We start from the raw sequence: 13,064 nt of genomic DNA, 5'->3' as shown, positions 1-13,064 counted from the left end.
GTTCTCCCGACAGGAGCCCTTCATGAGCGAGACGACGCCGCTCCTCGCGCTGCCGCTGCTGGCGGCGGCGCAGGCGCAGAAGCATGTGACCCATAACGAGGCGCTGATGCTGCTCGACGCGGCGACGCAGCTCGCCGTGCTCGACCGCACCCGCACCGCCCCGCCCGCCAGCCCGCTGCCGGGCGACCGGCATCTGGTGGCGCCCGGTGCCAGCGGCGCTTTCGCCGGCCATGAGGGCGAGATCGCGCTCTACGATTCCGGCTGGCGCTTCCTCGCCCCGCGTGCGGGCTGGCGCGCCTATGTGGTGGGCGAGGCGCGCAGCCTGCTGTTCGACGGCACCGCCTGGCGCGAGGCGCTGGCCTTCACCGTTTCCGGCGCCACCGCCACCCTGCGCATGGCGGAAGAGGAGGTGACGCTCGCTGGCGCTTTCGTTGCCTCCACCCTCCTCATTCACAGCCGGACGATCGTCCTTGCCGTGGCCAGCCGCACCGTGGCGGCGGTGACGGGAGCGACCGCCTATGAGGTCGGCGTCGCCGGCGAAACCGCGAAATTCGGCGGGCTGCTCGGCATCGCCGCCGGTGCCGGCAATATCGGCGTAATCGGCCCGCAGGCCTTCTATGCCGACACGCCGCTGCGCATCACCGCGCTGGGCGGCAGCTTTACCGGCGGGCGGGTGCGCCTCGTCCTCTCCTATCTCGCCTTCACCCTCTGATCTCCGGGAGCGACCCATGCCCTATGATTCCGCCAGGGACCCCTGGCACCGCCGCGCCCTCTCCCCCGCCGCGCTCGGCCGTGCCGGCGCGCTGGTGACGCCCAATGACGCCACCGACCTGTCGCGCTATGGGCGGCTGCGTGTGTTCGTGCCGGCGACGCTGGCGAGCGCGGACATCCGCATCCTGCCGGTCGATGCGGCGGATGATGCGCCGCTGACCCTGCCGCTGTCGCCGGGCCAGGTGAGCGTGCTGGAGTTTCTGGTGCGCCGCGTGCTGGCCTCCGGCACCACGGCCGGCCTCGTCATTCACCGGGTGGATTGAGATGGGGAGCCTTGGACTTGGCCTCGATCTGCGGCGGCGCGTGCTCGGCCGCGCGGCAGGCGCGCCGCTGGACCCGTTCGCCGGATCGCTCTACGCGGCTTTCGGGCTGTCCCGGCTGCTGCGGACCTATGCCGGCCCCTGCCTGCGGGTGCGGCGCAGCAGCGACGGTGGCGAGGCGGATATCGGCCTCACCCCCGCCGGTGGGCTCGATATGGCGGCGCTGCTGGGTTTTACCGGCACCAGCAGCGCCTATGCCACGCGGTGGTACGACCAGACTGGCAATGGTCGCCACGCGGCGCAGGCCACAGGTGCCGCGCAGCCACGGCTGGTGAATGCCGGCGCGCCGGACCTCGGGCCCACCGGACGACCGATGATGGTGTTCTCCGGCGCCCAATATCTCGACGTGCAGAATTCGCTCGGTTTTCTGCGCAATGCGGAGGCGGTGACGCTGGCCTCCCTCGCGCGATCGTCATCGAACGCGGTGCAGGTCGTCACCCAGCCCGCGCTGCCGGTGTCGCCGGTCGTGCATACGGTGCTGTACTACCCGAACGCGACGGCGCTAAGCATGCAGGCGCGTGGGAGCGCGAGCAATCCGGTCAATACAACCGCCACGGTCACCATCGCCGCAGGAGCCTGGGTGAGACATATCGGGCGGGCCCGGTTCCTCGCCGGGGCCGTCGATGTTTCCGCCAATGGTGTGACCGCAACCACGGCAATGACGCCGGCGCAGAACACGCCGGATATCGACGCGACGACCCTGCTCCGTTTCGGCACCAATTCCACCCTGTCGAGCTTCCTGACGGGGGTGGCGGGCGGCTTCGTCTGCGCCCGCGCGGCGCTCGACATCGCGTCGCTCGACACCGCGCTCGCACAGGTGATGCCATGAGCTATCTGGTCTTTCCCAGCGCCGCCGACGCGCAGGCGCGCAGCGCGGCGGCGTGGCAGGCGCTGGCCTATCCCACGGGAGCGACCACGTATTTGTGGGCATGGCAGCTTCACCCGACCGACGGGCGGGCAGCGCTGCGGATTCCACCGACGCCGCAGGACGCGCAGATCGACGTGCCGCAGGCGGAGTATGAGCGCTTGCTCACGGCGGAGGAGCACGCGGCAAAGGTCGAGACGCTGCCCGGCGAGGGCTGGCCTGCCGCGGAACTCTGAACGCTATTCGGCCGCCGGCGTGAAGCGATGGCCCAGCGCTTTCGGCGTGGCCGCCGGGGCGGGGGCCGGTGGGCCGAAGGGCACGCCCGCGGGGACGGGGCCGGCCTCGCCCAGGGCCGAAGCGCCGGCGGCGGCCTTCACCGCGGCGGTCGCGGTCGGCTTGGTGACGATGGTCGGCCGCGCGGTGATTCGGCGCTTGGCGCTCTCGACCACGCCGGCGATCTTCTCGAATCGCTTCAGCCGGTCGATCTCGGCATTGAGTCGGTCGAGCTCGTCGCCAATGGCGCGGCAGATGGCGCGGTAGCTCTCGGGGGTCAGCCGGTCGCGCATATAGGCGACGCCGCGCTCGGAATCGCTGGCCTTCAGCACCACCGGCGCGACCGCCAGCAACGCTTCCGCCTGCACCTGACCGGAGCTCCGGCGGGCTTCATCGAAAATGCCCCGCAGGTCTTCAACGAGTCGATCTTCTGTTGCCATGCCGTGCGGTGCCCCTTGCCGGTAGCCAGCCATTCTCAAAAAGGGTCTTGGAATCCGGGTATTTTTGCAACCGTGCTCCGGTAGTGAGATCGTTAACATAACGTTAATCCCCAGAAATCACCCCTAAAATTTTGCAGTGGAGTCATGCATGACCGCGTCGGGCTTCGACGGGGCGCTGAAACGCGTGCTCGTTCATGAGGATGGCTACGCCGACCACCCCGCCGATCCCGGCGGGGCGACCATGCAGGGCATCACCCAGCGCGTCTATGATGGCTGGCGTCGTCGCCATCAGCAGCCCGTGCGCCCTGTGCGGCGCATCGCGCCGGACGAGGTGGCGGCGATCTACCGGCGCCAGTACTGGGACGCGGTGCGCGCCGACGACCTGCCGGCCGGGCTCGACTATGCGCTGTTCGACGCGGCGGTGAATTCCGGGCCGGCGCAGGCGGCAAAATGGCTGCAGCGCACGCTCGGTGTCACGGCGGACGGTCAGGTGGGCGAGGCGACGCTGGCGGCGCTGGACGGCCGGCCACCCGCCCCGCTGATCGACGCGCTGTGCGACCGGCGGCTCGCCATGCTGCGCGGCCTGCGCACCTTCCCGACCTTCGGCGCTGGCTGGACCCGCCGCGTTGCCGAGGTGCGGGCGGCGGCCAAGGCGCTGGCCGGCGCGGCGACACCGAAGCCGGCGCGCGAGACCGGCGGCGCCGCCCGCGCCCGCCCCACCGATACGCGGCTCGCGCGCACCGCCGATGGCGCCGGCGGGCTCATCAGCGGTGCCGGCGTGCTCGGCGCCGTGGTGGCGGAGCAGGCGGACCGCCTCGCCCCGCTGGCTAGCTTCGCCGAACCGCTGAAATGGCTGTTCGCGGCACTGATGCTGGCCGGGGTGGCGCTGACGCTGCGTGGGGCGCTCACGCGCATCCGCGCCGGCGAGGTGACGCCGTGACGGCGCTCATCGGCCTGCTGGCGAGCCCGCTCGGGCGCGGCGCCGCGCTGCTGTTGGCCGCGCTCGCGCTGGCGGGCGCAATCTATCTCAAGGGCCACCGGGAAGGCCGGGCGGCCTGTCTCGCGCAAGGAGAACGGGATGTGCTGGAGACGATCGCGCGCGCGAATGGCGCGCGGGCTGCTGCTGATCGCCGCAACGCTGACGACGGCCGGCTGCGCGACGACGACACCTTCCGCCGCGACGAGGGGCGCGTGCGGGGCCTTCCGGCCGATCAGCTGGGCGATGGAGGACACTGACCCCACCCTCCGCCAGGTGAAGGCGCATAATGCGGTGGGCCGGGAACGGTGCGGCTGGCGGGGGAAGGGGTGACGCAACCCCACCCCTGACATCCGCCCCGCACGGTGGCATGCTCAGGCCGCCGCGTGCCCCCGCGCGGTGTGCGTGAGGAAATGCCGTGCGCCTGCTTGTCGTCGAGGACGATCCCGATCTGAACCGCCAGATGCATGAGGCGCTGGTCGAGGCCGGCTATGCCGTCGACCGTGCCTTTGACGGCGAGGAAGGCCATTTCCTTGGCGATACCGAGCCTTATGACGCCGTGGTGCTCGATATCGGCCTGCCGAAGATGGACGGGCTCTCGGTGCTGGAAGCCTGGCGGCGGGCGGGGCGGAAAATGCCGGTGCTGATTCTCACCGCGCGCGACCGCTGGAGCGACAAGGTGCAGGGCTTCGATGCCGGCGCCGACGATTACGTCGCCAAGCCCTTCCACATGGAGGAGGTGCTGGCACGCATCCGCGCGCTTCTGCGCCGTTCCGCCGGCCATGCCGCTAGCGAACTCACCTGCGGGCCGGTCATGCTCGACACGCGCTCCGGCCGCGTGACGGTGAATGGCCGTCAGGTGAAGCTGACCTCGCATGAGCACCGGCTGCTCGCCTATCTCATGCACCATACCGGTCGCGTCGTGTCGCGCACCGAACTGGTGGAGCATCTCTACGACCAGGATTTCGACCGTGATTCCAACACGATCGAGGTCTTCGTCGGCCGCCTGCGCAAGAAGCTGGAGGTGGATGTGATCCAGACCGTGCGCGGGCTCGGCTATCTCCTCGTCGCGCCCGAGGCCATGCGCGAGGCGCCGCGCTGATGCGCACCGGCTCGCTGGCACTGCGCCTGTTCGTTTCGGCGACGGTGATCAGCGCCGCCGTGCTGGCCGTCACCGGCTTCGCGCTGCATCAGGTCTACCGCGCGGCGGTGGAACGCTCCTTCGATCAGCGGCTCGATGTCTATCTCAAGACCATCGTCGCCGACGTCGCCAATTCGCCCTCCGGCACCATGCCGGAGCCGACGACATTGGGCGACCCGCTGTTCAACTTCCCCATTTCCGGCTGGTACTGGCAGATCACCCGCACCGACGGGCCGGCGGCGCAGGTGAAGACCTCGCGCTCGCTGCCTGAGGGCAAGCTGCCGCTGCTGTTCCAGCGCGAAGGCGAGACCGATGTCTCCGGCATGCGCGAGGCCTATGCCGACGGGCCTTCCGGCCAGAGGCTGCGCATTGTCGAGCGCGTGGTCGATCTCGGCGAGGATGGGCGCTATGCGGTGGCAGTGGCGGCGGATGCCGGCGAGATCGAGGAGGAGGTCGCCGCCTTCGACCAGGCGCTGGCGGCGACGCTGGCGATTCTCGGGGGCGCCTTCCTGCTGACGCTGGTGTTTCAGGTGCTGTTCGGCCTGCGCCCGCTCAAGCGCATGCTGGGCGCGCTGCACGAGGTGCGCACCGGCCGCGCCGACCGCATCGAGGGCGACTACCCCATCGAGATCGCCCCCCTGGCGGCGGAGGTCAACGCGCTGATCGACACCAATCGCGAGATTGTCGAGCGCGCCCGCACCCATGTCGGCAATCTCGCCCATGCGCTGAAGACGCCGATTTCCGTGCTGCAGAACGAGGCGGCGCGCGGTTCTGGCGCGGAGGCCGGGCTCGCCGCCAAGGTGACCGAACAGGCGCAGATCATGAAGGACCAGGTGGCGCACCATCTGGAACGCGCCCGCATGGCGGCGCGCGCCTCCGTCGTCACCACGGTGGAGGAGGTCGAGCCCATTGTCGCGCGCATCGCCGCGACGCTGGCCAAGGTCTACCGCGCCAAGGGCGTGGCGGTGGAGGCCGAGGTGGCGGACGGGCTGCGCTTTCGCGGCGAACGGCAGGACCTTGAGGAGATCCTCGGCAATCTCGTGGACAATGGCTGCAAATGGGCGCGCACGCTGGTGGAGATCGCGGTGGCGGCGGTGCCGGGCGCGGCAGGTGAGCGGGACTATTTCGACATCACCATCGACGATGACGGGCCCGGCCTGACGCCGGAGCAGCAGACCGAGGCGCTCAAACGCGGCAAGCGGCTTGACGAGACGCAGCCCGGTTCCGGGCTCGGCCTGTCCATCGTCGCCGAGCTTGTCGGGCTCTATGGCGGGCGGCTCACGCTCGGCCGTTCGCCTTTCGGGGGTCTGCGCTGCGTGGTGCGGCTGCCGGCGGCGTGACGGGGCGAAAGGGGTGACGGGGCCGCGCTTTCGCCCTATTCCTCTCATCCTTGGTGCGACAGGCGCCGTGCCGAAGCTGGAGGATGTAATTTCATGCGCGCATACCAATTCGTCGCCGTGGGCCTTGTCGCCGGCGCCCTCGCGGGCTGCAGCACCGCGCAGGAAAACCCGAACACCGTGGGCGGCGCGGCCGTTGGCGCGGTGGCGGGCGGCATTATCGGCCAGGTGGTCGGCCACAGCACCGCCAGCACGCTGGTCGGCGCGGCGGTGGGTGGCCTGATCGGCGGCTCGATCGGCAATGCGCTCGACCAGGCGGACCGGCAGCGGGCGCAGCAGGCGGAAATGCAGGCACTGGAATATGGCAATCCCGGCGCGCCGGTGAGCTGGCGCGGCGACAGCGGCGCCTATGGCACCATCGTGCCCGGCCCCGCCTATGCGCGCGGCGGCTCGCCCAAGTGCCGCGAGTTCACCCACACCATCTATATCAACGGCCAGCCGCAGACCGCGCGCGGCACCGCCTGCCGCAACCCGGACGGCACCTGGTCGCCCGTGGCGGGCTGATCCGCGCGGCGGGGTGACGCAGGCGGGGGCCTCGGGGGTCCGCATCCTCGCGGCCAAAGCGGGCCCGCACAGGCCCGCACCCTCGCGGGACTGTGAGCCTGCGGCGATCCGACTGAGGGTGTTACGGATTGGCGCCGGGCGTCGGGTCGGCTACCTCAGCGCATTAGAGGAACGCTAATGTTGCTGTGGATCGCCTTTTCGCTGATGACCGGCGCCGCCATTCTGGCGGTGCTGTGGCCGTTGCGCACGGGCGCGGCGGGGCCCGCCGCCAGCACGGCCGAGGCCGATCTCGCGGTCTATCGCGACCAGTTGGCGGAAATCGAGCGCGACCGCGCCGCCGGCCTCATCGCCCCCGCCGAGGGCGAGGCCGCCCGCACCGAAGTCGCCCGGCGCATTCTGCGCGCCACCGCCGAGCGGGCGAGCGAGGGGGAAGCCTCGGGCGAAGGCCGCCGCCGGCGCGTCGTCGCCGTGGTGGCACTGCTCGGCGTGCCGCTGCTGGCCGGCGGGCTGTATCTTTCCCTGGGCTCGCCGCTCTACCCGCCGCAGCCGCTGGCGCAGCGGCTGGAGGCGCAGCCCAACCCTTCCGACATCGCCATTCTCATCCGCAAGGTGGAAAGCCATCTCGAAGCCAACCCGAATGACGGGCGCGGCTATGAGGTGGTGGCGCCGATCTATGCCCGCATCGGCCGGCTCGACGATGCCGCCCGCGCCTGGGCCAATGCCATCCGTCTGCTCGGTCCCAGCGCCCAGCGCGAGACCGGCCTCGGCGAGGCGCTGACCGCGCAGGCCGGCGGGGTGGTGACCGCCGAGGCCAAGGCGGCGTTCGAGGCGGCGCTGGCGGCCGATCCGCAAGACCCCAAGGCACAGTATTTCCTCGGCCTCGCCGCCGAGCAGGACGGGCAGAAAGAGCAGGCGGCGGCGCGCTGGAGCGCGCTGGTCGCCCAGTCCCCGCCCGATGCGCCGTGGCTCGGCCTGCTGCGCGAGGCGCTGGCCCGCATCGGCGCGCCGGTCCCGGTCGCCGCCGGCCCCGGCCCCGGTGCCGCCGATGTGGCGGCGGCGGAAAGCCTGACGCCGGAGCAGCGCGAGGCCATGGTGCGCGGCATGGTCGAGCGGTTGGAGGCCCGGCTGGCGCAGCAGGGCGACGATATCGAGGGCTGGCTGCGGCTGATGCGCGCCTGGACCGTGCTCGGCCAGCAGGACAAGGCGAAGACTGCCGCCGGCCAGGCCCGCACCCATTTCGCCAGCGACACGGCGGCGCTTGGCCGCATCGACGCGCTGGCGCGCGAACTGGGGCTGGAGAGCTGACGCCATGACCCGCAAGAAACGCCGCCTCCTGGTCATTTCCGGCGCCGCCGCCGTGCTTGCCTTGTCCGCCGGGCTGGTGCTGTTCGCGCTCAACGACACCATCGTGTTCTTCCGTACCCCGAGCGAGATCGCCGCCGAGGGCACGCAGCCCGGCACGCGGCTGCGGCTCGGCGGGCTGGTGAAGGATGGCAGCGTGCAGCATACGGACGGCACGCATGTGCGCTTCGTCATCACCGACCATGGCGCGGATATGAGCGTCGCCTATGTCGGCCTGCTGCCCGATCTTTTTCGCGAGGGGCAGGGGGTGATCGCCGAGGGCGTCATCGCGCCCGATGGCAGCTTTGCCGCCGACAGCGTGCTGGCCAAGCATGACGAGACCTATATGCCGAAGGAAGTCGCCGACGCGCTGAAGAAGCAGGGCGTGTGGAAGGAAGGGGAGGCGACGCAGTGAGCGAGGGCCCCCGCCGCTTCGCGATAACCATCCTTCGAGACGCGGGCCTTGCCCGAGCACCTCAGGATGACGTGGTTCTCTCTCGTTTTCGTTCTCGGTGCGCCGTCATCCTGAGGTGCCGCGACGCGGCCTCGAAGGATGCTTGTTGGGACAACCGCCCATGAACCCGGAAATCGGCCATTACGCGCTGGTGCTCTCGCTCGCCGTCGCCATCCTGATGACGGCGATCCCGATCTGGGGCGCGCGTACCGGTGACGCGGCGCTGATGCGGGTCGGTTCGACCCTCGCGCTGGTGCTGGCCGGCTTTGTCGGCCTGTCCTTCGCCACGCTTGTCGTGGCCTATGTGCAGTCCGATTTCTCGGTGCTCAACGTGGTCGAGAACTCGCACTCGGCCAAGCCGCTGCTCTACCGCATCACCGGCACATGGGGGAACCATGAGGGCTCGATGCTGCTCTGGGTGCTGGTGCTGGCGCTGTTCGCGGCGCTGGTGGCGCTGTTCGGCGGCAATCTGCCGGCGCGGCTGAAGGCCAATGTGCTGGGCGTGCAGGGCGCGGTGGCGGTGGCGTTCCTGCTGTTCATCCTGCTCACCTCCAACCCGTTCATAAGGGTGGTGCCCCCGCCGGCGGAGGGGCAGGACCTCAACCCGATCCTGCAGGATATCGGCCTCGCCATCCATCCGCCGCTGCTTTATCTCGGCTATGTCGGTTTCTCCATCACCTTCGCCTTCGCCGTCGCCGCGCTGATCGAGGGGCGGATCGACGCCGCCTGGGCGCGCTGGGTGCGGCCCTGGGCGCTGACCGCTTGGGCCTTCCTGACGCTCGGCATCGCCATGGGGTCCTACTGGGCCTATTACGAGCTCGGCTGGGGCGGCTGGTGGTTCTGGGACCCGGTGGAGAACGCCTCGCTGATGCCGTGGTTCGCCGGCACGGCGCTGATCCATTCCGCCGTGGTGATGGAAAAGCGCGACGCGCTGAAAGTGTGGACGGTGCTGCTCGCCATCCTCGCCTTCTCGCTGTCGCTGCTCGGCACCTTCCTCGTGCGCTCGGGCGTGCTGACCTCGGTGCATGCCTTCGCCACCGATCCCTCGCGCGGCGTGTTCATCCTCGCCATCCTCGTCTTCTTCATCGGCGGCTCTTTGGCGCTCTATGCGCTGCGCGCACCGATGCTGCGGCAGGGCGGGCTGTTCGCGCCGGTGTCGCGCGAGGGCGCGCTGGTGCTCAACAATCTTCTGCTCACCGCCGCTGCCGCCGCGGTGCTGGTCGGCACGCTCTACCCGCTGGCGCTGGAGGCCTATAATGGCGCCAAGATCACGGTGGGTCCGCCCTATTTCAACCTCACCGTCGGCGCGCTCATGCTCCCCGTCGCCTTCGCCATGCCGTTCGGGCCGCTGCTGGCCTGGAAGCGCGGCGATCTCGCCGGCGCCGCCCAGCGGCTGATGGCGGCGTTCGGCGCGGCCATCGTCATCGCCGCGCTGGCGGCCTATGCGCAGGGCGGCGGCCCGCTGCTGGCGCCCTTCGGCATGGGGCTCGCCGCCTTCGTGGTGATCGGCGCGGTGGCGGAAGTGACCGAGCGCGCCGGCTTCGGCCGGGTGCCGCGGGCGACCGCCTTCGCCCGGCTGCGCGGCCTGCCGCGTTCGGTGTTCGGCGCGGCGCTGGCCCATGCCGGCGTCGGCGTCTGCCTGTTCGGCATCATCGCCGAAACCAGCTGGAACGCCGAGCGCATCACCGGGGTGAAGGTCGGCGGGCGGTTCGATGTCGGCGGCTATGAGCTGACCCTCGACCGGCTGGAGCCGCGCAACGGGCCGAATTACCGCGATCTCGTGGGCGTGTTCACCATCCGCCGTGGCGGGGTCGATATCGGCACCATCGAATCCTCGAAGCGCCTGTTCACCGCCCGCAACATGCCGACGACGGAATCGGGCATCCGCACCTTCGGCTTCAGCCAGCTCTATGTCAGCCTCGGGGATGAACTGCCCGGCGGCGGGGTGGGCGTGCGCGCCTATTGGAAGCCCTATGTGACGCTGATCTGGATCGGCTCCATCATCATGGCGCTGGGCGGCGCGCTCTCGCTCAGTGACCGGCGCCTGCGCGTCGGGGCGCCGAAGCCGGCGAAGAAACCGAAGCCCAAGGCGGACGGCGCGTCGCCGGTGCCGGCGGAGTGAGGGCGATGCGTGCACGCCTTTTCGGTCCCTCATCCCCGGGCCTGACCCGGGGATCCAGCCGCGTGGTGCCGGGCCTTCTGGGTGCCCGGGTCAAGCCCGGGCATGAGGGAAGCGCGCGCTGGCGGGCGATGCTCGCCGCCGCGCTGCTCTGCCTCGCCCTCGTTACCCCCGCCGCCGCCGTGCAGCCCGACGAGGTGCTGCCCGATCCGGCGCAGGAGGCGCGGGCGCGCGAGCTCTCCAAGGAGCTGCGCTGCATGGTGTGCCAGAACCAGTCGATCGACGATTCCGACGCGCCGCTGGCGCGCGACCTGCGCCTGCTCGTGCGCGAGCGCATCGCCCAGGGCGAGAGCAACCAGCAGGTTCTCGACTATCTCGTCGCCCGCTATGGCGAGTTCGTGCTGCTGCGCCCGACCTGGCACGGGGCGAATGTGATCCTCTGGCTGGCGCCCTTCGCGGTGCTGGTGTTCGGCGGGCTCGGTCTCATTGTCGCCTATCGCCGCCGCGCGGCGCAGGCGGGGGCGAGCGAGGCGCCGGCCACGGTGCCGCTGTCGGCTGAGGAGGAGGCGCGGCTGCGCGCCGCGCTGGCGGAAGCGCCCGACGACGCCGCACGCGACGTTACGAAAGTTTAACCCGCTCGCCAGACTGCGTTAAGGCGACGGTCTCTAGGTTCTCGTTCAACGCTCCCGGTGGGGAGAGTGATTTGTCGAACGAGGAACGACACATGTCGCGCACCGCGCCCAACACGACCCGCACCCCTGCCTCCACGCTGCGCAAGAGCCGTTCCCGGCTGCTCGCCGGCGTCTTCACCCTGGCTCTGGCCGGCGGCACCGTCGGCGCCTTCGTGCTGCCCGAGATCATCACCCCCGCCCAGGCGCAGCTGACCACCAACCAGCCCGCCGGCACCTTCTCCTTCGCCGACATCGTCGAGAAGGTCTCCCCCGCTGTCGTCAGCGTGAAGGTGAAGAAGGACGAGGACAAGCTCGCTTCCAATGACGAAGAGGGCATGGGCGGCCAGAACATTCCGCCGCAGATCGAGCGCTTCATGCGCCGCTTCGGCTTCGGTCCGGGTGGCCCCGGCGGCCCGGATATGGGTCCGCGTCGCGGCCCCGGCCATCGCGGCGTCGTCGGCCAGGGTTCCGGCTTCTTCATCTCCGCCGACGGCTATGCCGTGACCAACAACCATGTCGTCGACGGCGCCTCCGAGGTCGACATCACCACCACCGACGGCAAGACCTACACCGCCAAGGTGATCGGCACCGATCCCCGCACCGACGTCGCGCTGCTCAAGGTGGACGGCAAGTCCGACTTCCCCTGGGTGAAGCTCGCCGGCAAGGCGCCGCGCGTCGGCGACTGGGTGGTCGCGGTCGGCAACCCGTTCGGCCTCGGCGGCACGGTCACGGCGGGCATCGTCTCGGCGCGCGGCCGCGATATCGGCTCGGGCCCGTATGACGACTTCATCCAGATCGACGCCCCGATCAACCGCGGCAACTCCGGCGGCCCGACCTTCGGCCTCGACGGCGAGGTGATCGGCGTCAACACCGCCATCGTCTCCCCCTCGGGCGGCAATGTCGGCATCGCCTTCGCCATTCCGTCCGAGACCGTCTCCGAAGTGGTGGAGGCGCTGAAGGAAGGCGGCCAGGTGGCGCGCGGCTATGTCGGCGTGCAGATCCAGCCGGTCAGCGACGAGGTCGCCGAGGCGCTGAACCTCAAGGAAGCCGAGGGCGCCCTCATCGCCCAGGTTCAGCCCGGCACACCCGGCGAGAAGGCCGGCCTCAAGCCCGGCGACGTGGTGACCGCCATCGACGGCCAGACCGTGAAGGACTCCCGCGAAATGTCGCGCGAGATCGCCCGCAAGAAGCCGGGCGTGACCGTGAAGCTGAGCGTGCTGCGCGACGGCAAGTCGATGACCATCCCGGTCACGCTGGAGCAGCTGCCGACCGATGTCGCCTCGGCTGACAAGGGCAAGGCCGAGCAGGGCGAAGAGGACGGCAAGGGCATTCCGCGCCTCGGCCTGTCGCTCGCCCCGGCCAAGGGTGTCGCCGGCGCCGGTGACATCGGCGTGGTGGTGACCGACGTGGACCCGAACGGCCCGGCGGCCGAGCGCGGCATCAAGGCGGGCGACGTCATTCTCGATGTCGGCGGCAAGCCGGTGATGACCCCCGCCGAAGTTCGCGACGGTCTCGCCACCGCCAAGAAAGACAACCGCAAGGCCGTGCTGATGCGCGTCAAGTCCGAGCAGGGCACGCGGTTCGTGGCCATCTCTCTGGGCGACCAGAAGGGCTGAGCCTAAAGGTTCCGGTTGCGGCTCGTTCCGTCGCCCCTTGGGCTGCGGCCGGTTCGGTGGCGCGGGGAGTCCGGGAGGATTCCCCGCGTCATCTTTTTCAGGGGCCCCCCGGCGGGATGCCACGATAGGCGCGAGGCGCGAAATGACGTACATGGAGATGAATTCGAATCGTACCG

15 protein-coding genes are annotated in these 13,064 nt (G+C 70.4%); 14 read left to right on the top strand and 1 reads right to left on the bottom strand.

The window, feature by feature from the left end; genetic code table 11:
- The first annotated feature begins 22 nt into the window (after window positions 1-22).
- From K9D25_RS20415 to K9D25_RS20400, 4 genes are read left to right on the top strand one after another with little or no spacing between them, the layout of a single operon-like run.
- On the top strand, window positions 23-712 hold the full coding sequence (locus K9D25_RS20415) for a DUF2793 domain-containing protein (RefSeq protein WP_244377841.1): 690 nt from the start codon (window positions 23-25) through the stop codon (window positions 710-712).
- A gap of 16 nt (window positions 713-728) precedes the next feature.
- Complete coding sequence (locus tag K9D25_RS20410) at window positions 729-1,034, top strand: spike base protein, RCAP_Rcc01079 family (RefSeq protein WP_244377839.1); 306 nt, start codon at window positions 729-731, stop codon at window positions 1,032-1,034.
- A gap of 1 nt (window position 1,035) precedes the next feature.
- A complete protein-coding gene (locus K9D25_RS20405) occupies window positions 1,036-1,920 on the top strand; it encodes an arabinofuranosidase catalytic domain-containing protein (protein ID WP_244377838.1) in 885 nt (294 codons plus the stop codon).
- Window positions 1,917-2,192 (top strand): hypothetical protein, encoded by a 276-nt coding sequence (locus tag K9D25_RS20400; RefSeq protein ID WP_244377837.1) that lies wholly within the window; start codon window positions 1,917-1,919, stop codon window positions 2,190-2,192. Before K9D25_RS20405 ends, K9D25_RS20400 begins: the two co-directional genes overlap by 4 nt.
- Before the next feature lie 3 nt (window positions 2,193-2,195).
- Here K9D25_RS20400 and K9D25_RS20395 read toward each other — a convergent pair whose 3' ends face one another.
- On the bottom strand, window positions 2,196-2,669 hold the full coding sequence (locus tag K9D25_RS20395; protein WP_244377836.1) for a hypothetical protein: 474 nt from the start codon (window positions 2,667-2,669) through the stop codon (window positions 2,196-2,198).
- Between the two features lie 148 nt (window positions 2,670-2,817).
- On the opposite strand from K9D25_RS20395, the gene K9D25_RS20390 reads away from it, so the two are divergent.
- The 10 genes from K9D25_RS20390 to K9D25_RS20345 all read left to right on the top strand — a co-directional run bounded on the left by K9D25_RS20390 (window position 2,818) and on the right by K9D25_RS20345 (window position 12,888).
- On the top strand, window positions 2,818-3,609 hold the full coding sequence (locus K9D25_RS20390) for a glycoside hydrolase family 108 protein (protein WP_244377834.1): 792 nt from the start codon (window positions 2,818-2,820) through the stop codon (window positions 3,607-3,609).
- Window positions 3,606-3,905, top strand: a complete 300-nt coding sequence (locus K9D25_RS20385; RefSeq protein WP_244377832.1) for a hypothetical protein — start codon at window positions 3,606-3,608, stop codon at window positions 3,903-3,905. Before K9D25_RS20390 ends, K9D25_RS20385 begins: the two co-directional genes overlap by 4 nt.
- 158 nt (window positions 3,906-4,063) lie before the next feature.
- Window positions 4,064-4,747, top strand: a complete 684-nt coding sequence (locus tag K9D25_RS20380) for a response regulator transcription factor (protein ID WP_244377831.1) — start codon at window positions 4,064-4,066, stop codon at window positions 4,745-4,747.
- The gene (locus K9D25_RS20375; RefSeq protein WP_244377830.1) at window positions 4,747-6,126 is read left to right on the top strand and encodes an ATP-binding protein; all 1,380 of its coding nucleotides are present in this window, start codon (window positions 4,747-4,749) and stop codon (window positions 6,124-6,126) included. Before K9D25_RS20380 ends, K9D25_RS20375 begins: the two co-directional genes overlap by 1 nt.
- 93 nt (window positions 6,127-6,219) lie before the next feature.
- The gene (locus tag K9D25_RS20370; RefSeq protein WP_244377829.1) at window positions 6,220-6,687 is read left to right on the top strand and encodes a YMGG-like glycine zipper-containing protein; all 468 of its coding nucleotides are present in this window, start codon (window positions 6,220-6,222) and stop codon (window positions 6,685-6,687) included.
- 177 nt (window positions 6,688-6,864) lie between these two features.
- Window positions 6,865-7,992 (top strand): c-type cytochrome biogenesis protein CcmI, encoded by a 1,128-nt coding sequence (gene ccmI / locus K9D25_RS20365; RefSeq protein WP_244377828.1) that lies wholly within the window; start codon window positions 6,865-6,867, stop codon window positions 7,990-7,992.
- Between the two features lie 4 nt (window positions 7,993-7,996).
- On the top strand, window positions 7,997-8,443 hold the full coding sequence (gene ccmE / locus K9D25_RS20360; RefSeq protein ID WP_244377827.1) for a cytochrome c maturation protein CcmE: 447 nt from the start codon (window positions 7,997-7,999) through the stop codon (window positions 8,441-8,443).
- A gap of 160 nt (window positions 8,444-8,603) precedes the next feature.
- The gene (locus K9D25_RS20355) at window positions 8,604-10,604 is read left to right on the top strand and encodes a heme lyase CcmF/NrfE family subunit (protein WP_244377826.1); all 2,001 of its coding nucleotides are present in this window, start codon (window positions 8,604-8,606) and stop codon (window positions 10,602-10,604) included.
- A 128-nt stretch (window positions 10,605-10,732) separates the two neighbouring features.
- Window positions 10,733-11,233: a cytochrome c-type biogenesis protein gene (locus tag K9D25_RS20350; RefSeq protein ID WP_244450936.1), complete on the top strand. Its 501-nt coding sequence runs from the start codon at window positions 10,733-10,735 to the stop codon at window positions 11,231-11,233.
- Window positions 11,234-11,325: 92 nt separating this feature from the next.
- Window positions 11,326-12,888: a Do family serine endopeptidase gene (locus K9D25_RS20345; RefSeq protein ID WP_244377825.1), complete on the top strand. Its 1,563-nt coding sequence runs from the start codon at window positions 11,326-11,328 to the stop codon at window positions 12,886-12,888.
- Window positions 12,889-13,064 lie beyond the last annotated feature (176 nt).

It is taken from the genome of Ancylobacter polymorphus (assembly GCF_022836935.1).
In the GTDB taxonomy this organism is placed as follows: Bacteria; Pseudomonadota; Alphaproteobacteria; order Rhizobiales; family Xanthobacteraceae; genus Ancylobacter; species Ancylobacter polymorphus_A.
The sequence above is the reverse complement of the archived record's forward strand: the minus strand, read 5'-3'. Positions and strand labels throughout refer to the sequence as shown.

Excerpts from the sequence above, each read along its gene's own strand:
- K9D25_RS20415 (WP_244377841.1), top strand. The coding sequence starts at position 23 with ATGAGCGAGACGACGCCGCTCCTCGCGCTGCCGCTGCTGGCGGCGGCG.
- K9D25_RS20410 (WP_244377839.1), top strand. The coding sequence starts at position 729 with ATGCCCTATGATTCCGCCAGGGACCCCTGGCACCGCCGCGCCCTCTCC.
- K9D25_RS20405 (WP_244377838.1), top strand. The coding sequence starts at position 1,036 with ATGGGGAGCCTTGGACTTGGCCTCGATCTGCGGCGGCGCGTGCTCGGC.
- K9D25_RS20400 (WP_244377837.1), top strand. The coding sequence starts at position 1,917 with ATGAGCTATCTGGTCTTTCCCAGCGCCGCCGACGCGCAGGCGCGCAGC.
- K9D25_RS20395 (WP_244377836.1), bottom strand. The coding sequence starts at position 2,669 with ATGGCAACAGAAGATCGACTCGTTGAAGACCTGCGGGGCATTTTCGAT.
- K9D25_RS20390 (WP_244377834.1), top strand. The coding sequence starts at position 2,818 with ATGACCGCGTCGGGCTTCGACGGGGCGCTGAAACGCGTGCTCGTTCAT.
- K9D25_RS20375 (WP_244377830.1), top strand. The coding sequence starts at position 4,747 with ATGCGCACCGGCTCGCTGGCACTGCGCCTGTTCGTTTCGGCGACGGTG.
- K9D25_RS20370 (WP_244377829.1), top strand. The coding sequence starts at position 6,220 with ATGCGCGCATACCAATTCGTCGCCGTGGGCCTTGTCGCCGGCGCCCTC.
- ccmI (WP_244377828.1), top strand. The coding sequence starts at position 6,865 with ATGTTGCTGTGGATCGCCTTTTCGCTGATGACCGGCGCCGCCATTCTG.
- ccmE (WP_244377827.1), top strand. The coding sequence starts at position 7,997 with ATGACCCGCAAGAAACGCCGCCTCCTGGTCATTTCCGGCGCCGCCGCC.
- K9D25_RS20355 (WP_244377826.1), top strand. The coding sequence starts at position 8,604 with ATGAACCCGGAAATCGGCCATTACGCGCTGGTGCTCTCGCTCGCCGTC.
- K9D25_RS20350 (WP_244450936.1), top strand. The coding sequence starts at position 10,733 with ATGCTCGCCGCCGCGCTGCTCTGCCTCGCCCTCGTTACCCCCGCCGCC.
- K9D25_RS20345 (WP_244377825.1), top strand. The coding sequence starts at position 11,326 with ATGTCGCGCACCGCGCCCAACACGACCCGCACCCCTGCCTCCACGCTG.